General features: G+C 64.6%; 17 protein-coding genes and 7 pseudogenes. 9 read left to right on the top strand and 15 right to left on the bottom strand.

Going from position 1 to position 20,506, the window contains the following annotated elements; all coding sequences use genetic code 11:
- Positions 1-222 (bottom strand): annotated as a pseudogene (locus RHBS_RS10195) (alpha/beta hydrolase); the annotation flags it as partial.
- 217 nt (positions 223-439) lie between these two features.
- Between RHBS_RS10195 and RHBS_RS10190 the strand changes: the two are divergent.
- Genes RHBS_RS10190 through RHBS_RS10180 form a run of 3 tightly spaced genes read left to right on the top strand, consistent with a single transcriptional unit; the run spans position 440 to position 2,414 of the window.
- Complete coding sequence (locus RHBS_RS10190; RefSeq protein ID WP_183130410.1) at positions 440-802, top strand: GntR family transcriptional regulator; 363 nt, start codon at positions 440-442, stop codon at positions 800-802.
- Positions 799-1,722 carry an ABC transporter ATP-binding protein gene (locus RHBS_RS10185; protein ID WP_121870128.1) on the top strand — a complete coding sequence of 308 codons (924 nt, stop codon included), beginning with the start codon at positions 799-801 and terminating at the stop codon, positions 1,720-1,722. The genes RHBS_RS10190 and RHBS_RS10185 overlap by 4 nt, the downstream gene beginning before the upstream one ends.
- Complete coding sequence (locus tag RHBS_RS10180; RefSeq protein ID WP_121870129.1) at positions 1,719-2,414, top strand: ABC transporter permease; 696 nt, start codon at positions 1,719-1,721, stop codon at positions 2,412-2,414. Before RHBS_RS10185 ends, RHBS_RS10180 begins: the two co-directional genes overlap by 4 nt.
- On the opposite strand, the gene RHBS_RS10175 is transcribed toward RHBS_RS10180, so the two are convergent.
- Together RHBS_RS10175 and map are read right to left on the bottom strand one after the other, a co-directional pair.
- Complete coding sequence (locus RHBS_RS10175) at positions 2,398-3,927, bottom strand: cobyric acid synthase (RefSeq protein WP_121872480.1); 1,530 nt, start codon at positions 3,925-3,927, stop codon at positions 2,398-2,400. The two genes, RHBS_RS10180 and RHBS_RS10175, sit on opposite strands and share 17 nt — an antisense overlap.
- 2 nt (positions 3,928-3,929) lie before the next feature.
- Positions 3,930-4,805 (bottom strand): type I methionyl aminopeptidase, encoded by an 876-nt coding sequence (map, locus tag RHBS_RS10170; RefSeq protein ID WP_121872481.1) that lies wholly within the window; start codon positions 4,803-4,805, stop codon positions 3,930-3,932.
- A gap of 138 nt (positions 4,806-4,943) precedes the next feature.
- Between map and RHBS_RS10165 the strand changes: the two genes are divergently transcribed.
- Complete coding sequence (locus tag RHBS_RS10165; RefSeq protein ID WP_121870130.1) at positions 4,944-5,816, top strand: helix-turn-helix transcriptional regulator; 873 nt, start codon at positions 4,944-4,946, stop codon at positions 5,814-5,816.
- Positions 5,817-5,838: 22 nt separating this feature from the next.
- Here RHBS_RS10165 and RHBS_RS10160 read toward each other — a convergent pair.
- The 5 genes and pseudogenes from RHBS_RS10160 to dxr form a co-directional block, all read right to left on the bottom strand.
- Positions 5,839-7,652 (bottom strand): annotated as a pseudogene (locus RHBS_RS10160) (penicillin-binding transpeptidase domain-containing protein).
- 82 nt (positions 7,653-7,734) lie between these two features.
- A pseudogene (locus tag RHBS_RS10155) lies at positions 7,735-8,570 on the bottom strand (GNAT family N-acetyltransferase).
- Between the two features lie 121 nt (positions 8,571-8,691).
- Positions 8,692-9,855 (bottom strand): flavodoxin-dependent (E)-4-hydroxy-3-methylbut-2-enyl-diphosphate synthase, encoded by a 1,164-nt coding sequence (gene ispG, locus RHBS_RS10150; RefSeq protein ID WP_179273381.1) that lies wholly within the window; start codon positions 9,853-9,855, stop codon positions 8,692-8,694.
- Positions 9,856-9,893: 38 nt separating this feature from the next.
- Positions 9,894-11,105, bottom strand: coding sequence for an RIP metalloprotease (locus tag RHBS_RS10145; protein ID WP_121870132.1), 1,212 nt, complete (start codon positions 11,103-11,105; stop codon positions 9,894-9,896).
- Positions 11,106-11,111: 6 nt separating this feature from the next.
- The gene (gene dxr, locus RHBS_RS10140) at positions 11,112-12,251 is read right to left on the bottom strand and encodes a 1-deoxy-D-xylulose-5-phosphate reductoisomerase (protein WP_121872482.1); all 1,140 of its coding nucleotides are present in this window, start codon (positions 12,249-12,251) and stop codon (positions 11,112-11,114) included.
- A gap of 121 nt (positions 12,252-12,372) precedes the next feature.
- Here dxr and RHBS_RS10135 point away from each other — a divergent pair, with 121 nt between their 5' ends.
- Positions 12,373-12,894 (top strand): DUF1990 family protein, encoded by a 522-nt coding sequence (locus RHBS_RS10135; protein ID WP_121870133.1) that lies wholly within the window; start codon positions 12,373-12,375, stop codon positions 12,892-12,894.
- 17 nt (positions 12,895-12,911) lie between these two features.
- On the opposite strand, the gene puuE is transcribed toward RHBS_RS10135, so the two are convergent.
- Positions 12,912-13,811 carry an allantoinase PuuE gene (gene puuE, locus RHBS_RS10130; RefSeq protein ID WP_183130411.1) on the bottom strand — a complete coding sequence of 300 codons (900 nt, stop codon included), beginning with the start codon at positions 13,809-13,811 and terminating at the stop codon, positions 12,912-12,914.
- Positions 13,812-14,028: 217 nt separating this feature from the next.
- Between puuE and RHBS_RS10125 the strand changes: the two genes are divergently transcribed.
- Positions 14,029-14,298 (top strand): DUF2631 domain-containing protein, encoded by a 270-nt coding sequence (locus tag RHBS_RS10125; protein ID WP_121870134.1) that lies wholly within the window; start codon positions 14,029-14,031, stop codon positions 14,296-14,298.
- An 8-nt stretch (positions 14,299-14,306) separates the two neighbouring features.
- Here RHBS_RS10125 and rlmN read toward each other — a convergent pair.
- Positions 14,307-15,456 (bottom strand): annotated as a pseudogene (gene rlmN / locus RHBS_RS10120) (23S rRNA (adenine(2503)-C(2))-methyltransferase RlmN).
- Positions 15,457-15,583: 127 nt separating this feature from the next.
- On the opposite strand from rlmN, the gene RHBS_RS10115 reads away from it, so the two are divergent.
- The 3 genes and pseudogenes from RHBS_RS10115 (at position 15,584) to RHBS_RS10110 (ending at position 16,949) form a co-directional block, all read left to right on the top strand.
- Positions 15,584-15,943 (top strand): hypothetical protein, encoded by a 360-nt coding sequence (locus RHBS_RS10115; RefSeq protein ID WP_374700569.1) that lies wholly within the window; start codon positions 15,584-15,586, stop codon positions 15,941-15,943.
- Complete coding sequence (locus tag RHBS_RS32165) at positions 15,910-16,002, top strand: hypothetical protein (RefSeq protein WP_374700568.1); 93 nt, start codon at positions 15,910-15,912, stop codon at positions 16,000-16,002. Before RHBS_RS10115 ends, RHBS_RS32165 begins: the two co-directional genes overlap by 34 nt.
- Before the next feature lie 105 nt (positions 16,003-16,107).
- Positions 16,108-16,949: pseudogene (locus RHBS_RS10110) on the top strand (CoA ester lyase).
- Between the two features lie 43 nt (positions 16,950-16,992).
- Here RHBS_RS10110 and RHBS_RS10105 read toward each other — a convergent pair.
- From RHBS_RS10105 to RHBS_RS10085, 5 genes and pseudogenes are all read right to left on the bottom strand, one after another.
- Positions 16,993-17,691: a class I SAM-dependent methyltransferase gene (locus tag RHBS_RS10105; protein WP_237669137.1), complete on the bottom strand. Its 699-nt coding sequence runs from the start codon at positions 17,689-17,691 to the stop codon at positions 16,993-16,995.
- Positions 17,692-17,729: 38 nt separating this feature from the next.
- Positions 17,730-18,643: pseudogene (locus tag RHBS_RS10100) on the bottom strand (phosphatidate cytidylyltransferase).
- Positions 18,644-18,679: 36 nt separating this feature from the next.
- Positions 18,680-19,237 (bottom strand): ribosome recycling factor, encoded by a 558-nt coding sequence (gene frr / locus RHBS_RS10095; protein ID WP_121870139.1) that lies wholly within the window; start codon positions 19,235-19,237, stop codon positions 18,680-18,682.
- A 55-nt stretch (positions 19,238-19,292) separates the two neighbouring features.
- The gene (gene pyrH / locus RHBS_RS10090) at positions 19,293-20,021 is read right to left on the bottom strand and encodes a UMP kinase (RefSeq protein WP_032397808.1); all 729 of its coding nucleotides are present in this window, start codon (positions 20,019-20,021) and stop codon (positions 19,293-19,295) included.
- A 177-nt stretch (positions 20,022-20,198) separates the two neighbouring features.
- A pseudogene (locus RHBS_RS10085) lies at positions 20,199-20,506 on the bottom strand (elongation factor Ts); the annotation flags it as partial.

Here is a 20,506-nt window from a genome sequence, read left to right as displayed (position 1 = left end):
GCAACGGTTCACCGCGATCAGGCTGGCGAAGCGACCGAAGGTCTTGGCAGCCAGCGTCCAGGCCGACTCCGCACCCGCGCCGCTGCCGACGAGATGCACCCACGACAGCTTCAGCTCGTCGAGAACCGTCAGGATCGCGTTGTCGCTGACACCGTCGATGCTTTCCAGCGCAACGGTTTTCAGATCCGAATTGTGCAGCCGTTCACTGACGGCGTCGTACACATCCACCGGATCGCCTGTATCGGGAAGCAAGAGAACGGCGTGCCTGCTGTCCGGGCCTGCGACCCGCACCGAACATTGCCCACCCGCAGCACTCACATGCGTGAACTCCATGGGGACGACGGTACTGCCTCTTGCGCCGACCCCACATCGGTTCTATGGTTAGTTACATGAGTAATGAACCAGCGAGGCGACCAACCTCGACGCACCGGCGGTGGTTCTGATGGACGAGGGCAGGCCGATCTTCCTGCAGATCGCCGAGATGGTCGAGAACTCCATCATCGACGGCTCCCTGGCAGAGGAAGAGCAGGTCCCCTCGACCAACGAACTGGCCGCGTTCCATCGAATCAACCCGGCCACCGCAGGCAAGGGACTCGCCAAGCTCGTCGCCGACGGCGTCGTCTACAAGAAACGAGGAATCGGAATGTTCGTCACCACAGGCGCTCGCGACGCTCTTCGATTCCGTCGCCGCGACCTCTTCGCTCGCCAGTACATCGACCCGCTCGTCACCGAGGCACGCAAGCTCGGCATGACCGTCGACGAACTCAAGACAATGCTCGACAACTGGGAGGCAGCGCGATGAGCATCCATGAATTCGATCCGACCGGCGAAGGTGTCCGCGTGGTCGCGTCGGCCCATCACCTGACCAAGAAGTTCGGCTCGTTCACCGCTGTCGACGACGTGAGCTTCGAGATCGAACAGAACAAGATCTACGGCTTTCTCGGCCGCAACGGCGCAGGCAAGACCACCGTCATGCAGATGATGACCGCGCAGATGCGCCAGAGCGCGGGCGAGGTCTCGATATTCGGGCACCATCCGTGGGAGAATCCGTTTCCACTGAGTCACGTGTGCTTCGTCAAGGAGAGCCAGAAGTACCCCGACGATCTGAAGGTCAAGCACGCCGTTTCGCATGCCTCGCACATTCTTCCGCACTGGGACAACGACTTCGCCGCCGAGTTGCTGCGCGACTTCGACCTGCCCCTCGGTCGCAAGATCAAGAAGCTCTCCCGCGGAATGACGTCGGCTCTGGGCATCGTCATCGGACTCGCATCTCGGGCACCGCTGACCTTATTCGACGAGCCGTATCTCGGACTGGACGCAGTCTCCCGACACCTGTTCTACGACAGATTGCTGGCCGACTACTCCGAAAATCCCAGGACGGTGATCCTGTCCACCCATCTCATCGACGAGGTCAGCGATCTGATCGAACACGTGATTCTCATCGACAAGGGAAAGATTCTGCTCGACGCCGACTCGGACGATCTACGCGAGAGCGCCTTCGAAATCACCGGACCGACGCGCGTCGTCGACTCGTTCGCCTCGGGCCATCGAACCCTGCGTCGAACGGCACTCGGCGCGAGCGCTCGGGCCACGATCGACGGCCGACTGACCGACCGGCAGAAATCGGACGGTGCTGCAGTAGGGCTCACCATCGAACCGGTCCCGTTGCAGCAGTTGATCATCGAACGCACCACCGCCGAAGCCGAGGAGGCAGTGTCATGAAACGAATACTGAACGTCGCTCGAATCCACAACACGTCCTGGGCAACGACATTCGCCTGGCCGCTGGGCATACTCGCCATAGTGTTCGTCGTCACGTACGGGCTGTTCTCCGTCGTTCCGGACACCGAATCGGAATCCAATTTCACCGGCGGAGTCTTCGCGGTATATGGCTTCGCCCTCGCCTTCTACCTCTCTGCCATCACCCAGGTCTTTCCGTACGCGCTGGGTTTGAGCATCACCCGGCGCGAATTCCTCTCGGCGACAGCGTTGGTGGGTATCGCCCAATCCGTCGCGATCGGCACGATCATCTACGTGCTGTCGGCCGTCGAGTCCACGACGGGTGGTTTCGGTAAGAAGATCCGAATGTTCGGAATCGCCCGCGCTGCCACCGACAATCCTGTGCTCCAATGGGCGGCCCTGGTGACCGGACTGCTGGTGATCGGCGGAATCGGCGCATTCATCGGCGTCGTCTATCGGCGGTACCGCGTCAATGGATTGTTCACCCTCGGGCTGGGTGCGCTCGTATTCTTCGGCGGTGGATCGATACTCGTGACCTGGCAACGATGGTGGCCGAACATCGGCACCTTCTTCACCGACACCCCACGCATACTTCTGCTCGTGGTGATCCCCTTGCTGATCACCGGAGCGTTGGCGGCCGCCAGCTGGTTCGGTCTTCTCAAAGCATCTGCGTGACAATCATTTTCGTCATGGGATCGACGCCGTGCTCGATGAGGTCGAGCACGGCGTCGACGTCGAGGTTGTCTTCCACCAGATCCGCCAGCAGGTCCAACTGCTGCTCGCGCATCGCAGCGACCGATGTAGCGGGTGCCACCACGAAGCCGACACGGCCCGATTTCCCTGCCACCCAGCTGAGGAACGATTGCCGGAAATCATCGGACTCGAGCAGGCCGTGCCAGTGGGTTCCCACGACACCGCCGCGCACACTGCCCTCCGGGCTACCCGACGCAGCAGCAAGAAGCGCATCGTCGCCGTTCTGCACGACCCGCCCGTGGTGAATTTCGTAGCCCGACAAGGAATTCGAGCCGAACTGTATCGATCGCCCCGTCACCTGCGCGAGCACTTTGTCGGCCGCGAACTCGACCGAGAGATCGAGCAGACCGAGCCCCTGGACCGAACCGGCTCCGGATTCGACGGTGTCGTCGATCGTTCGACCCAACATCTGATACCCACCGCAGATCCCCAGAACCGGAAGTCCCGCCGCCCCGCGTGCTGCGATCGCATCGGCAAGACCGCTGCGCCGCAGCCACTCCAGATCCGACACGGTGGACTTGCTGCCCGGGACGACCACCAGATCCACGTCCTCGAGCCGGGACGGTTCGGTGACCCAGTGCACCGACACCCCGGGCTCGCACGCCAACGCCTCGACATCGGTGGTGTTGGAGATTCTCGGCAAACGCACCGCCGCGACGCGTAACCATTGCGAACCGTGTGGTGGACGCGGCCGCCCCACCGGCGCATCGGGGACGGTTCCGAGTGAATCCTCGGCGTCCATCCACAATCCGTCGGCGAAGGGGACGACACCGTACGTCGGCCGTCCCGTCAACGCGCGCAGCTGGTCGAGACCGGGTGCCAGCAGAGCGGGATCACCGCGGAACTTGTTGATCACGAACCCGGCGACGAGCGCCTGATCCTGCGGAGACAGCACGGCCACGGTGCCGAAAAGATGAGCCAGCACTCCCCCGCGATCGATATCCCCCACCACGATCACCGGCAGCGCTGCCGCCGTCGCCAACCCCATGTTGGCCAGATCCGTGGCGCGCAGATTGATCTCGGCGGGCGAGCCCGCGCCCTCGCAGATCACCACATCGAATTCTGCACGCAGAGAGGCTAATTCGTCCGCCACCACGGCGCGCAGAGACTGCCGGTGCTCGATGTAGTTGCTCGCACTCACCTGCGCCACGGCCCGACCGCGCACCACCAACTGCGAGGTCCGGTCACTCCCCGGTTTCAGCAACACCGGATTGAAACGCACACTCGGCTCGAGGCCACAGGCCGCCGCCTGCATCGCCTGCGCCCGCCCGATCTCGCCGCCGTCGAGCGTGACCACCGAATTGTTGGACATGTTCTGCGCCTTGAACGGAGCCACCCGCACGCCCCGCCGCGCCAGCATCCGGCACAGCCCGGCGACCAACACACTCTTGCCCGCGTCGGACGTCGTCCCGGCGACCAACAGGGCACCTTTCAGACTCACGGGAGGGTCAGAATCTCGCTACCCGTCTCGGTCACCACGAGCGTGTGCTCGAACTGCGCGGTCCACTTCTTGTCGTGCGTGACCACCGTCCAGCCGTCGTCCCACATCTCGGCGTTGATCGTGCCCAGGTTGATCATCGGTTCGATCGTGAACGTCATCCCCGGTTCGATGACGGTGTCCACCGACGGCTGGTCGTAGTGCAGCACGACGAGACCGTTGTGGAAGGTGGTACCGATGCCGTGGCCGGTGAAGTCCTCCACCACGCCGTAGCCGAACCGGTGCGCATACGACTCGATGACGCGGCCGATCACGTTCAGCGCGCGACCCGGCTTGACCGCCTTGATGGCACGCAAGGTGGCCTCGTGGGTGCGCTCGACCAACAGGCGCGCTTCCTCGGAGACGTTGCCGGCCAGGAAGGTTGCATTGGTGTCGCCATGGACGCCGTCGATGTACGCGGTGACGTCGATGTTGACGATGTCGCCGTCCTGGATCACCGTGGAATCCGGGATGCCGTGGCAGATGACCTCGTTGAGGGAGGTGCAGCAGGACTTCGGAAACCCCTTGTAGCCCAACGTGGACGGGTATGCGCCGTGATCGATCATGTACTCGTGGGCAATGCGGTCCAGCTCGTCGGTGGTGACGCCCGGTGCCACCGCCCGGCCCGCCTCCTGCAGCGCCCTCGCCGCGATCTTCGACGCTACCCGCATCTTCTCGATGACCTCGGGGGTCTGAACCCAGGGCTCGCTACCCTCGGCCACGGTCGACTTCCACGCGTACTCGGGGCGCTCGATCGACTTCGGCACCGGAAGGACGGGCGATACGACGCCTGGTACGAGTGGCTGACGGGGCTTGCTCTCGGCGGTCACAGACATGGCGTCCAGAGTAGTCGGCTCGTATTGGGCCCCGAACCGCAGCGCGGTGCCCGTACCAGTCGAAACACCGCATGCCGGTGCGGATATGATCTGGATCACGTTCGTCGCTCGTGCAACCGACACGAGAAAGGAAGCATCGTGGTCCATTCGAATCTGTTGCGGCCCCGTGACGGTGATGCCCTGCGCGCCGAGCTGCGCCAGGTGGCAGCGACGTCCGACGTGCCCGTCGTGTTCGGCGGCGAGGTCTCCTCGGAGACCCTGTACCTGAGTGAGTTCCACGGAACCAGAACCCGCGGCCTGGACGGACTCGCCATCCCACCCAGATCCGGCCTCGGCGGACGGGTCATGGAACAGCGCAGGCCCGCGGCCGTGAGCGATTACGGCGCGTCGATGTCGATCACCCATCACTTCGATCGACCGGTGCTCGGTGAGGGCCTCAAGTCGATACTGGCAGTACCGGTGGTCGTTGCCGGAGTCGCGCGAATAGTGATGTACGCGGCGCTACGCGAACGCGGCCCACTAGGAGATCGCGTCGGCGACATCATGACGACCGCAGCCAGGCGTCTCGGCCAGGAGATCTCCGTGCGTGACGAGGTCGACCGCAGGATCCGTCTGCTGGCGACCATCCGCTCGCCGCTCGACTCGGATCTCTCGCGTACGGCCGAGCTGCGCAGCGTCCACGAGGAACTGTCCGATCTGGCCCGGTCGATCGGCGACGCATCGATCAGGCGCAGACTCGACGCAGTCGCAGCGCGCGTGGCCGCGTCGTTCGGACAAAACACGCCCGACGACCCACGAGCCCAGGAGGTGTCGCAGTCGTTGACGCCACGCGAGATCGACGTCATCGCGCAGGTTGCCTTGGGCTGCACCAACATCGAGGTCGCTGCGCGCCTGTCGATCGGTGCCGAGACGGTCAAGTCGTACCTGCGCAGTGTGATGCGCAAAACCGATTCGCACACCCGATACGAAGCCGTGGTGGCGTGCCGCCGACTCGGCGTTCTGCCTTCCTGAACCACGCGCCGCCGCAGCGCGGTCAGTAACCCGGCGGCAGTTGCTCGAACATCTCTCGGGTCACCGCGACCGCGTTGTCCGAGCTGCCGCCGCGCACCACGAGGGTGGCGAAAGCGATGTCTCCGCGATAGCCGACGAACCACGAGTGCGAACCGCCGTCGACCTCCGCTTCACCGGTCTTTCCGTAGACCTCGCCCTGGTCTGCGATGCGTTCGGCCGTGCCGCTGGTGACCACCGAACGCATCATCCCGCGCAGTCCGTCCACCATCGCCGGTTCGATCGGCGGATGGTCTCCGTCGATCACGGTGTCGCGTCCGACCAGGAGGTTCGGCACCGGCGTCGAGCCATGAGCCACCGTCGCGGCGGCCAGGGCCATACCGAACGTCGACACGACCACTCGGCCCTGACCGAAGCCGTCCTCGGTGCGCTGGACGAGCTCTTCGGCCGGTGGCACCGAACCGGAATCGGTCGGCAATCCGACGACGTCGTAGTCCGGGCCGACGCCGAACTGAGAGGCCGCGACGGTCAATGCGTCGGGGGCCATCTCGCTGGCCAGCTTGGCGAACGAGGTGTTGCACGATCGAGTGAACGCGGTACTCATCGTCACGTCACCCAGTGCGAACTCGTTGTAGTTGGGCACGCTGCGCTCGCCGATCACGATCCGCCCCGGACACGGAACAGTACTGCCCGGAGTCGCGAGTCCCCTGGAGATGGCGGCACCGGCGGTGATGATCTTGAACGTCGATCCGGGTGGGTACAGACCGGCCGACGCGACCGGCCCGTCCCGATCGGCAGCCGGATTCTGTGCCACCGCCAGGATGGCACCGGTCGACGGCTGGATGACCACCGTCATCGCCTGCTCGGTGCGTGCATTCACCGCTCGCTGTGCGGCGACCTGAATGTTGCGATCGAGACTGATCGAGAACGACGGAGAGGCTCCGGCGGGGTGTCGGTGAGGACATCGATGTCGACGCCGTTGCGGTTCGTGGTCACCACGCTCCACCCCGCCTTGCCGTCGACCTCGTCGATGACGGCCTTCTTGACCTGGCCCACCAGGTCCGGCGCGAACGTGGGGTCGGTGGACACCAGATCCGATTCGTCGGACGCGGTGACTCCAGGGATCTCGGTCAGTGCGGCCGAGATCGGCTGGTAGTCACTGTCTCGAAGCAGGACCACCGGGTAGTCGCCGTCGACCGAGGTGGCGGATTCGACGATGGACTGCGCAGTGATGGACGCATCGAATGGCGTCAGCAACGTCGACAGTGCCGTCGCCGAGGCCACCACGTTGTTCGCATTCGCCGCATCGAATTTGATTCGATGCACCACCCCGGGCACCAGCACGTCGGTGCCGGAGCGCTCGTTGACCCGTGCACGCGGAGCCGCCGTGGACCGCAAGGACATCGTCTGGGTGTCGCCGAGCTTGGGATGGATGTCCGACGCCGTCCAGCGCACCACCCACTCCCCCTCGCTGCGGCCCATGTTCAGCTGACCGTCGTACGTCCACACCCGATCCTTCGGAAGCTGCCAGGTGTAGGTGTAGCCGACCGTGGCAGTGTCCCCCTGGACCTGCACCGACGTCGTCTCGGCTTCCAGAGCCTCGGCCTGGAGATTGGTCCACGCCTCGGTCAGTGCCGTGGCCGCCGCGTCGGGCTTGTCGGTGTCCGCGGCCGCGGCGGCGATGTCGTTGGCCTCGAATGCGGCGAGAAATGCCTGAGCGGCCGGCTCCGGGCCGTCGGGCTTGGGGGTACATCCGGTGAGGGCGGCAGCAATGACGGCTGCGACCACCGATACCGCTCCGACTCGATACCGCACTTCGGTTGCACCACGTGATCTCATTGCGCCCCATCGTAATAGGGCGCTGCCTTCGGCTGCCGCAACGAATCGCGGTTCGCCGCAACCCGATCGAGCGACGCTCGAACTAGTCGAGGAGCACCGTCGTGAAGGTCGCCACCTGGGTCAGGCCGATCTTCGCGTATGCGCGCCGAGCGACGTAGTTGAAACTGTTGACGTACAGGCTGGCTGTGCGGCCCTGGCGGACCACCGAGTTCACCACCGCCGCGGTACCGGACGCACCGAGACCGTGCCCGCGCCGATCGGGATGAACCCATACTCCCTGGATCTGCCCCACGGTCGCCGACTGCGATCCGATCTCGGCCTTGAACACCACCCGACCGTCCTCGAATCTAGCCCACGCACGCTGCGCGGCAATCAGACTCGAGATCCGTCGCCGGTATCCACGGCCGCCGTCGTTCTGTCTCGGGTCGACTCCGACCTCCTCGATGAACATCGCCACTGCCGCAGTCAGATACACGTCCAGTTCCTCTGGGCGAACGAGACGTACGTGCGGATCGGGCGTGACCGACGATCGAACCGACGTGGCCAGCAGTGGCTGCTCACCGCGAACTTCCCGAGCCGGGCCCCAGTCGGTCTCGAGCATCTCCACAGCGGCAATGTCAGTTCGGCTCGACCGACCAGCGACGAACACAGCCGTGGGCCGCGGCACGCACGATCGGCGAACGACCGCAGATCGTCACTCGATCCGAGCAGCGGAACGAGGTTGGCACCGTAGAAGCACAACGACTCGTCCGGTCCGCCTCTGCTCCACATCTCCCCGTGGAACGACCTCGGATCCAGTCCGGATTCCTGCACCCGGGCGGCGACCATGCAGGTAGCAACCGGGTCGGCGTCGAGCACCCGCAGAACATGCGCAACGTCCCGATTACCGAGAGGCTTCGCACCGAGGAGCTTGAGCACCTACCGACCTCCTGACCCACCTACCGCATACACACCGACCGAGCGTGTACCGAATCATTCCAGAGAACCTGTTCCGCCGGTGGCAGAGCGGCAAACCGGACACCGAATCGGTCGAACCTGCTCAGCTGACGGTCACGACCGGTGCGCCACCGTCTGCAGTCTCATCCTTGTCGTATTCCTCGGCGATGCGCATTGCTTCCTCGATCAAGGTCTCTACGATCTGTGCCTCGGGCACGGTCTTGATGACCTTGCCCTTGACGAAGATCTGGCCCTTGCCGTTGCCCGACGCCACGCCGAGGTCGGCATCGCGCGCTTCTCCCGGACCGTTGACGACGCAGCCCATGACGGCGACGCGAAGCGGAATCTCCATGCCTTCCAGGCCTGCGGTTACCTCGTCGGCAAGGGTGTAGACGTCGACCTGCGCACGCCCACACGACGGGCAGGAGACGATTTCCAGCTTGCGAGGACGCAGATTGAGCGACTGCAGAATCTGGTTGCCCACCTTGATCTCCTCGGCGGGCGGTGCCGACAGAGAGACGCGGATGGTGTCGCCGATTCCCCTGGACAGCAGTGCCCCGAATGCCACCGAGGATTTGATGGTGCCCTGGAAGGCGGGGCCTGCCTCGGTGACGCCGAGGTGCAACGGGTAGTCGCACTGCGCGGCCAGCTGCTCGTAGGCGGCGACCATGACGACCGGGTCGTTGTGCTTGACGGAGATCTTGATGTCACCGAATCCGTGTTCCTCGAACAGGCCCGCCTCCCACAGCGCGGACTCGACGAGCGCCTCCGGCGTCGCCTTGCCGTACTTCTTCATCAGGCGAGGATCGAGCGATCCGGCGTTGACGCCGATGCGGATCGGAATGTTCGCGTCGCCGGCCGCCTTGGCGACCTCCTTGACGCGTCCGTCGAATTCCTTGATGTTGCCCGGGTTGACGCGCACCGCAGCGCAGCCTGCGTCGATCGCGGCGAAGATGTACTTGGGCTGGAAGTGAATGTCTGCGATCACCGGGATCTGGCTCTTCCTGGCGATGATCGACAGCGCATCCGCGTCGTCCTGTGTGGGGCATGCCACACGCACGATGTCGCAGCCCGACGCCGTCAGCTCTGCGATCTGCTGCAGCGTGGCATTGATGTCATGGGTTTTGGTGGTGCACATCGACTGCACCGAGATGGGGCTGTCGCTGCCCACTCCCACCGATCCGACCTGCAGTTGCCGCGTCTTGCGGCGAGGCGCGAGTACGGGCACCGGCGGTGCTGGCATTCCCAATCCGACTGACACGGTCACGAGTGGCCTTCTTTCCTAGCTACGACTGACGAGTCTACTTAGAACAATTGAATCGGGTTGACGATGTCCGCCGTGAGCGTCAACAAGGAGAACCCGATGAAAACGACGATGACCACGTAGGTGACGGGCATCAGTTTCATGTAATCCACCGGCGCACCGTCGGGCAGACCCCGGCGGTTGCGGAACAGGTTGCGGATGCGCTCGTAGATGGTCACCGCGATGTGGCCGCCGTCGAGCGGCAGCAACGGCACGAGATTGAACGCGCCGAGGAAGAAGTTCAACGACGCGAGCAGACCGATGAACGTCGGCCAGTTGTCGTTCTCCGCGGCCTGGCCGCCGATGACACTGGCTCCGACCACACTCATCGGCGTATCGAGGCCGCGCTCACCACCGAAGATCGACTCCCACAGCGCCTGCACCTTGGTCGGCAACTGCACGAGCGCCTTGCCGGTCTCCACGAAGATGTCGCCGGTGAAGACGAACGTCTCGGGCACCGCCTCGATCGGGTTGTACCTGATGTTCGGCGGAGGACCGCCGGTGATACCCACGGCCCCGACCGTCGTCGATTCTGTCGCTCCGGTGTCAGGATCGATGATGTATCGCTGAACCTGGAGGATCGGAACACTGAGAGTCTGCGAAGCACCGTCGCGATCGACCGTCAGCTCGACCGACCCGGTCGAGTCCCGGATGGCGAGAACGACCTCGGACCAGACCTCGGTCGGCTCACCGTTCACTGCAGTGATGATGTCGCCCGTTCGCAGTCCGGATGCAGCAGCCGGACCGTCTCCCGAACACGGCGCGAGTTCACCGTCCTCGGTCTGTGTCGGACTGACACAGACGACGCCTTGAACCGTCGTCGTGGGCGTCACCCGATCGGGCGTGCCCCACCCGAGTACGAGTGCGTAGATCAGCACGATTCCCAGTACGAAGTTCATCGCGATACCGCCGACCATGACGACGATGCGCTTCCACGTCTTCTGGCGGTACATCGCCCGCTCGACCTCGTCGGGAGCGAGTTCGTCGATCGCCGTCATTCCGGCGATGTCGCAGAATCCGCCGGCCGGGATCGCCTTGAGTCCGTATTCGGTCTCGCCTCGCCTGAAAGAGAAGATCTTGGGGCCGAAACCGATGTAATACCGGCGGACCTTCATGCCGAGCGCTTTCGCGGTCCACATGTGTCCCGCCTCGTGCAGCGCGATCGACACACCGATGCCGACGGCGAACAGCACCACACCCAGAGCGAACAGCATGTGAGTCTAAAGGCCCTTCTGTTTCAGGAGCTCACGCGCATGTGCGCGAGCCCAGGAATCCGCCGCGAGGACGTCGTCCACGGTAGTCGGCACCGCCGACCAGTCCCCGCCGCCGTCGCTCAGAACCGCACGCACCGTGCGCACGATCTCGGGAAATTCGATGCGGCCGGCCAGGAACGCGTCGGCGGCGATCTCGTTGGACGCGTTGTACACCGCCGTCATGCACCCACCCATGATTCCGGCCTCGCGGGCCAGCTGCACGGCAGGGAACACTCGATCGTCGAGTGGCTCGAAGTCCCAGGAGAACGCTGCTGTGAAATCGAGCGCACGCGCGACGTCCGGCACTCGATCCGGCCACCCGAGCGCCAACCCGATCGGCAGCTTCATATCCGGCGGGCTGGCCTGCGCAATGGTGGATCCGTCCACGAACGTGACCATCGAATGGACGATGGACTGCCGATGCACGGTGACGTCGATCTTCTCGTAGGGCACCCCGAACAGCAGGTGCGCTTCGATCAGCTCGAGGCCCTTATTGACCAGGGTTGCCGAGTTCAACGTGTTCATCGGACCCATCGACCAGGTGGGATGGGCCGCGGCCTGAGCAGGGGTGACCGACTTCAGTTCCGCTTCGCTCCAGCCCCGGAACGGTCCACCCGATGCGGTGAGGATCAGTCGATCCACCTCGCTTCGGTGGCCGCTGCGCAGGCACTGCGCCAGCGCCGAATGCTCCGAGTCCACCGGAACGATCTGTCCCGGGGCGGCGGCGGCGAGCACGAGTTCGCCGCCGGCAACCAGCGATTCCTTGTTGGCCAACGCCAGCCGGGCACCGGTCTTCAGCGCCGCCAACGTCGGTTCGAGACCGAGCGAACCCACCAGCGCGTTGAGCACCACGTCGGCCTGCGTCGACTCGACGAGCTCGGTCACCGCACGGGGCCCGCTGAGAACCCCGGGGAAGTCGAGCTCGGCGGCAGCGGCGGGGTCGGCCACGGCGACCCGCCGAACACCGGTTTCGGCGATCTGACGGCGAAGCAGGTCGATGTTTCCGCCGCCCGCCGCAAGACCGACGACAACGAAGCGATCAGGGTCGGCGGCGATGACGTCGAGCGCTTGGGTTCCGATCGAGCCGGTGCTCCCCAACAGCAACACGCGAATCGGCTCGGGGCGATCGGAGGTGGTCGTTCGCACGCGGTGGTCTGGCACCGGTCCATTGTTGCCTACCGAGCCTGAGAAACCCCTATGCGCCGCCGTAGCTGGCACGCTGGAGGCCATGGACGTCTCGAAGTATCGCGCGGCATCGTTCAACTACGCCGATGTAGGGGCAACGAGCGGCAGGCTCCCGGCCGGCTACCACCACGTCGAGAAGTCGCAGGTCATCGGATCCGGAGTCGAGGACTTCGTGGCCGCAGCCGACGCGCTGATGCGCTGGGACATGCATCGCGGCACCGGGCTGAAGGTCCACTCCAGCGACGACCACGCCGTCCCCGACGCCGTGGTGGTTCTCACGCTCGGACCCATCCGTATCCCGTGCCGGGTCGTCTACGTCATCGACGAGGCCAACCGACAGGGCTTCGCCTACGGCACCCTCGACGGCCATCCCGAGTCCGGCGAGGAACTGTTCCACGTCGACTACTCCCCCGAGGACGGAACCGTCTCCGCGCACATCACCGCGTTCTCGAACCCCGGCCGCTGGTACACCAGGCTCGGCGGTCCGGTGGGCAAGCGTGTCCAAGCCCTGTTCACCGACCGCTATCTGACTGCGTTGGCGACAGCGTGCCGGTCGCCGCGCTGATCGAGAACTCCCCCCGATCAGGAGACCGGTGGGTGCACCGCGCGCCAGTGCTCGGCGATGTCGATTCGTTTTGCGACCCACACCTTGTCGTGAGACCGAACGTGATCGAGAAAACGCTCGAGGGCGGCGATGCGAGCCGGCCTGCCGACCAGCCTGCAGTGCAGTCCGACCGAGAGCATCTTGGGGCTGCCGTTCTCCCCCTCGGCGTAGAGCACGTCGAACGCGTCCCGCAGATGCGCGTAGAACTCGTCCCCGGTCGAGAAACCGCCCGGCGAGGCGAATCTCATGTCGTTGGTGTCGAGGGTGTAGGGCACCACCAGATGATCGACCACCTCTGAGCCACGAGTGACCTTCTCCCAGTAAGGCAGATCGTCGGCGTAGGAATCCGAGTCGTACACGAATCCGCCGTGCTCGACGACGAGCGACCGGGTGTTCGGAGAGTCACGTCCGGTGTACCACCCGAGCGGGGCCGAGCCGGTGAGGCCCTGAAGGATGGCGACGGCCTCGGCCATGTGCTCGCGCTCGACGTTCTCGTCGATCTGTTGATAGGACAGCCACCGCAGTCCGTGACAGGCGATCTCGTGGCCCAATTCCGCCAGTGCGGCAACCACTTCCGGGTTTCGTTCCATGGCCTTCGCCACGGCGAACACCGTCAGGGGTAGGTCTCGCTTCTCGAACGCCCGCAGCACCCGCCACACGCCGGCCCTCGAGCCGTACTCGTACAGCGACTCCATGCTCATGTGACGGTTCGGAAAGGCTTGTGCCCCGATCATTTCCGACAGGAACGTCTCGGATTTGGTGTCACCGTCGAGGACGTTGTTCTCCGCACCCTCCTCGTAGTTGAGGACGAACTGGACCGCGATGTTGGCCTCACCCGGCCACTGCGCGTGCGGCGGCGTGCGGCCGTACCCCACCATGTCTCGGGGGTAGCTCAGCGGAAACTGGGTCAGCGGATGCGGAAGGCGCTCGGACGTCACCGCCGCAGTCTCTCACCGAAGTCGGCAGTCGCGCCGGGTGAGCACCCAACCCTGATGGCTACGACGGGCGGTCGTATGCCAATATTGTCCGAACGCGGCAGGCTCGACGCCTCGTGAAGGACGACTTCGAGAATTCATCACCCGAGAGGACCGACCGGTGGCAAATACCGAACTGGAATCCGCTTCGTACGACCCGGTCGTCGATACCCGCAACGAGGTGCCGGACGTGCCGTCCGCCGAGTGGGGTTGGAGTGGTGAATCGAACCGCGCGATGCGGGTGGCCGCTCTCGTCGTCGCCGCGTTCCTGCTGTTCATGATGATCGGCAACCACACCGGCAAGGTCGAGGATCTGTGGTTGATCGGATTCGCGGTGACGCTGGTCGGCCTCGTCGTGCGAGACGTGATCGTCCGCCGCAAGCCCCGCTAGCAACCGATTCAGTTCTCGGCTGCCAGCTGACCGCACGCCGCGGCGATTTCCTGACCGCGGGTGTCGCGGACGGTGCACGAGACCCCCTGCGCGATCACCCGTCGAACGAATTCTCGCTCCACCGGCTTCGGGCTGGCGTCCCACTCGCTGCCCGGAGTCGGATTGAGTGGAATCAGGTTCACGTGGACCCGCGAGCCGAGCGCCTTGTGCAGCTTCTTTCCCAGCATGTCGGCTCGCCACGCTGATCGTTGACGTCTCGGATCATCGCGTACTCGATCGAGACCCGACGACCGGTCTGGTCGGCGTAGTAGCGCGCTGCGGACAGCACCTCGGCAACCGACCAACGGTTGTTGACGGGAACCAACGTGTCGCGGAGTTCGTCGTCGGGCGTGTGCAACGACACCGCCAGCGTCACCGACAATCCCTCGTCGGCCAGCTTGCGGATGGCCGGTGCAGACCGACCGTCGACACCGTCACCGAACGCTGCGACAGGCCGAGCCCGTCGGGCGCAGGCGAGACGATCTTGCGCACCGCGGAGACGACCCGCTTGTAGTTGGCCAGCGGCTCGCCCATCCCCATGAACACCACGTTCGACAGACGACCCTCACCGCCGGGAACCACGCCGTCGCGCATGTCCGCAGCCGCCGAACGCACCTGATCCACGATCTCGGCCGTCGACAGGTTCCGGGTCAGGCCGGCCTGACCGGTGGCACAGAACGGGCAGGCCATTCCGCAACCGGCCTGGCTCGAGATGCAGAGCGTCGCGCGGTCCGGGTAGCGCATCAGGACGCTCTCGAGCAGAGTTCCGTCGTTGGCTTTCCACAGGGTCTTGCGTGTATCACCGTCGTCACACGCCAGATGTTTGATCGCCGTGAGCAAGGTCGGAAAGAGGTCGGCTCCCACCTTCTCGCGCGCCTCGGCAGGAAGATCCGTCATCTTCGTGGTGTCCGCTTCGAGGCGGCCGTAATAGTGCCGAGCCAATTGATCAGCGCGGAACGCAGGTAGACCGAGTGCCTTCACGGCCTCGCGCAATCCCTCTCTGTCGAGATCGGCGAGGTGGCGTGACGGCATGCCGCGACGTCGGTCGGTGAAGACCAGGGGGAGATTCGGCCTCGTCTGCTCGGTCGAAGTGTTCGTTGCGTCGGCGGCCTCACTCATGCCTCCATTGTCCACCCGATCGCCTCGCAGTCCTATTCGCGTCTGTTTCCGTCCGTTACCCGATGGGTATCGAGGTCGTGGCCGAATGCACGTGCATTCGGCCTTCACGTGCGAAAGGATCATCGACATGGCCACCAGAGCAGACGACAGCCACGAGACACCGCTGGACACATCCAAGGCGGTTCACCCCGGCGACCACAGCGCCTCGGGTGACCTCGCTCCGATCACGACTCCGGATTCGGACGGTCATTCCGCGCCGGATCCCGAGTTCGTCCCGGAGCCCCAGGCGAACAGTTCGTCCGACATCGCCCACACCCGCACCGCTGCGCTGTGGACCGGCCTGGTGGTCGGGGCCGTGGTCCTGGTGATTCTGCTCGTGTTCATCGTGCAGAATCTCACTCCGTCACCGTGCAGATCTTCGCCTGGCAGCTCGATCTGCCATTGGGCATCAGCATGCTGCTGGCCGCGATCGCAGGCGCACTGGTGATGGCGATGGTCGGCGGAGCTCGAATCCTTCAGGTCCGACGCGCAGCGAAGAAGAAGTAGCGACACGAATCGTGAACACTATGTACAGAAGGTGGCGCGCAGCGACTGAATCGATCAGGCTGGAGGTGCCCCACTTCACTCGAGGAGCATGACGTGACAACTTTCATGGAGACACCCGTGGCATCCGGCGTTGCCCCCGACCGCGCCCGGTCCTGGCTGCTGGTTCCGGCCACCAAGCCCGAAACCTTCGGCGATGCCGTTGCGTCGGGAGTCGACGCCGTCATCCTCGACATCGAAGACGCAGTCGCTCCGGCCAAGAAGCCGGCCGCGCGCGACGCCGTCGTGCGGTGGCTCGGCGAAGGGAACTCGGCGTGGGTCCGCATCAACGATGCAACGACCCCTTACTGGCCGATGACCTCGCCGCGTTGTCCGGCCTGTCCGGACTGGTCGGCGTCATGCTCGCCAAGACCGAGAGTGGCGGCCAGGTCGAAGCCACAGCTGCTCGCCTGGCACCCGGCACCCCGATCCTGGCACTGGTGGAGTCGGCGATGGGACTCGAAGCCGCAACCGAGATCGCTCGCGCAGATTCGACGTTCCGTCTCGCCTTCGGCAGCGGCGACTTCCGCCGCGACACGGGAATGAGTGACGACCCGCTGGCCATGGCCTACCCCCGTTCGCGCCTCGTCGTCTCCTCCCGCGCAGCGCGCATTCCGGGACCGATCGACGGGCCGACACTTACGGCCAACGACAGCATCCTCGGACGCGATGCCGCCCTGACCCTGTCGATGGGCATGACGGGCAAGTTGTGCATGCATTCGGAGCAGGCTGCCATCGTCAACCGCGAGCTCGCCCCGTCGCCCACGGACGTGTCGTGGGCTCGTGACGTCATCGATGCCCTCGGTGCCGACGGAGCGCACGTCAAGGACGGAAGCGACCTGCCTCGCCTGGCGAAGGCACTCAAGATCAACGAGCTGGCCGAGATCTTCGGGATTTCCGCCGCCTCCTGACGCCCCCGCAGTCGAGGTGCGTCTCCCGAGTCCCACCGGCTCGCTAGCGCAGCTCGATTCCGGTCGGCTTGTATCGAACGTGAACTCGATACCGGACGTCGAACGAGACACCGTCCACCGACTTCATGGCGTCGCGCGCAACGCGTGGTCCGAACTCGATTCCCAGCACATCGCGCAGTATGCGTCGATTCGGAAACGACCACCTCGTGTCGACGCGGGTGAGCGCAAAGCCCTGTGCATCGAAGAACGCCTCGACCGTCGACGGGTCGTAGTGCGGTAGATCCGCCCGCATCCAATCTCCGTACGGCGAGGCGGTCGCGTCCAGATCCACGACGACCAACGCTCCTCCCGGCGCGAGCACACGCATCGCGTCGACGATTCCCGGCCCGCAGCCCGGTCCGAAGAAGTACGCGGTGCGCGCATGGACGACGTCCACGGTGCCGTCGCCGATCGGGAGGGAATCCGCCTGAGCGGTCCTCACCTCGACGTTCGGCAGGTCCGCGACGCGCTTTCTCGCCGCGGCGGCGAGTGGTTCGTGCGGCTCGATGCCCAGTACCCGTTCGGCATCGGCCGCGAACATCGGAAGATGAAAGCCGCTTCCGCAGCCGACGTCGACGACCGTCTTCGCTGTCCAGTCCGCCACCGACCGGATCGTATCGAACAGAGCACCGTCGACGTCCTGAGCGCGGTTCTCCGCCTCGTACAGGTGCGGCCAGTTCCAGATGTTCGGGCTGGGGATCACCCCGGTGAGATCACTGCGCACGCCCGAGAGCAGTCTGCTCAGAGAAGCACGGTGAAGACGAGCCATGCCACGAAAGCCGAGGGCAACAGCGAATCGAGCCTGTCCATGATGCCGCCGTGGCCGGGCAACAGGGTGCCCATGTCCTTGATGCGAAGATCACGCTTGACCTGCGATTCGATCAGATCGCCCAACGTGCCGGTCACCACCAGGACGACACCGAGAAGGATGCCGATCATCGAGTTGGCCTCGAGGATGAGCGTGACGGTCAGTAGACATCCGATGATGCAGAAGATGAGCGACCCGACGAGCCCTTCCCAGGACTTCTTCGGCTGATGGCCGGTGCCATCGGGTGCTTTCCGAACAACACACCCGCGATGTAGCCGCCGATGTCCGAACACACGACGCCGATGACGAACACCAGGATGCGGCCTGCGCCGTTGTCCTGCAGCACCATCAGCACGGTGAACGAGGCCAGCAGAGGCAGCCAACATGCCACCAGGACGGTGACGGAAAGTTCTTCGAGGTAATTCTTCGGAGCGGTTCCGAATCCCTGCCGCAGCAGCAGCCACACCATGCAGACCACGATGGTGCCGACCGCTGCGCTGAGTACACCGACTGCCCCGAACGGCCAGCCGAGCCAGATCATCGCCTGACCGCCGATGATGAGGGGAATGCGGGGCACGAGAACGCCGCCCTCACGCAGGCGCTTCGACACCTCGTAGGTTGCGACGGCCAACGCGACGGCCACCACCCCGATCCACACCAGCGGGACGAAGACGAGGACGAGAATCAGGCCGATACCCAACGACCCGCCGACTCCGATCGCGGCCGGCAGATTTCGGCCTGCCTTGCCCGTCGACTTCGCTGCGGCGACCCCGGACGAGGCAGCGGGCGTACCGCTGCCCTCCTGCCGATCCGGTCCCACCACTGTCGTCATCTCCTCGAAATTCATCGTCGTCCGTCGTGAAAAGCAGCTGTCGAGGTCGAGTCAGACCTCCATCAGCTCGCCCTCTTTGCGCTTGACGAGATCGTCCACGGAGGCGGTGTACTTCGCAGTGGTCTTGTCCAGATCGTTCTCGGCGCGGACGACCTCGTCCTCGCCTGCTTCGCCGTCCTTCTGGATTCGCTTGAGCTCTTCCATCGTCTTTCGGCGAACGTTGCGAATCGACACCTTCGCGTCCTCGCCCTTGCCCTTGGCCTGCTTGACGAATTCGCGGCGACGTTCCTCGGTGAGCTGCGGAACTCCAATTCGAATGAGGTTGCCGTCGTTGGTGGGATTGACACCGAGGTCGGAGTTGCGAATAGCGGTTTCGATGGGTCCGAGCTGACTGGACTCGTACGGCTTGATGACCACGAGGCGCGCTTCGGGGACGCTGATGCTGGCCAACTGAGTGATCGGCGTCGGAGCACCGTAGTACTCGATGACGATGCGGGAGAACATTCCGGGGTTGGCACGTCCGGTGCGAATCGAGGACAGATCGTCACGTGCAACCGATACGGCCTTTTCCATCTTCTCTTCGGCGTCGAAGAGAGCTTCGTCAATCACGATCTGTCCTCCATCGTCTTCGTCTTCGATTCGCTCACGTCACCGTCGGCAACGATCACGACGTGACCAGCGTGCCGATCTTCTCACCGGACACAGCGCGAGCAATATTTCCCTGAATCAGCAAATTGAACACCAGCATCGGCATCTGATTGTCCATGCACAGGCTGAAGGCCGTCGCGTCGGCAACCTTGAGTCCCTGTTCGATGGCCTCGCGGTGCGTGATGGTGTCGAACATCGTCGCATCGGGGTCGAGGCGCGGATCGGCCGAATACACGCCGTCGACTGCCTTGGCCATCAACAACACCTCGGCACCGATTTCCAGCGCGCGCTGCGCAGCCGTGGTGTCGGTGGAGAAATACGGCATGCCCATGCCTGCTCCGAAGATCACGACGCGACCCTTCTCCAGGTGCCGTCGCGCGCGGAGCGGAAGGTACGGCTCGGCGACCTGACCCATGGTGATTGCCGTCTGCACCCTGGTTGCCACTCCCTGCTTCTCCAGGAAATCCTGCAGCGCAAGGCAATTCATGACGGTACCGAGCATGCCCATGTAGTCCGAGCGAGACCTGTCCATGCCGCGCTGCTGCAGTTCCGCACCACGGAAGAAATTGCCACCGCCGATCACCACGGCGACCTGCACTCCGGTGGCCACCACCTCGGCAATCTGCTCGGCAACGTTGTTCACGACATCCGGATCGAGGCCGACCTGGCCGCCTCCGAACATCTCCCCACCCAGTTTGAGCATCACGCGTCGGAACCCGGGACGGTCAGGGGCCGGATCGGTCATAGCTCTCCTCGGTACTCGTCGAACACTACGGTTTCCTCTTGGATCATCCTGCCCTATCGAAGCCCGGGTGGTGGACAGGGCTCCGACATGCACACCCACCTGCCCTGCGCACGAGCGATGCCGCCCACTCGATGGAATCGAATGAACGGCATCGCCTCGACCGAACCGGTGTGCAGACTAGCTGGCACCGACCTCGAACCGTGAGAAGCGGGTGATGGTCACGCCTGCCTCGTCGAGAATGGCCTTGACGGTCTTGTTGCCGTCCTGCACCGACTTCTGTTCGGTGAGAACGACGTCCTTGAAGAATCCGTTGACGCGACCTTCGACGATCTTCGGCAGTGCCTGCTCCGGCTTGCCTTCTTCGCGAGCGGTCTCCTCGGCGATGCGACGCTCGGCGGCCACCAGATCCTCGGGGACCTCGTCGCGCGTGACGTACTTGGCCTTGAGGGCCGCGATCTGCATCGCGGCAGCGCGCGCAGCGTCGA

Origin of the sequence: Rhodococcus sp. BS-15 (assembly GCF_000813105.1) — a bacterium.
Classification (GTDB): domain Bacteria; phylum Actinomycetota; class Actinomycetes; order Mycobacteriales; family Mycobacteriaceae; genus Rhodococcoides.
Note: the sequence above shows the minus strand (reverse complement) of the source record. Positions and strands in the feature narration are given on the sequence as shown.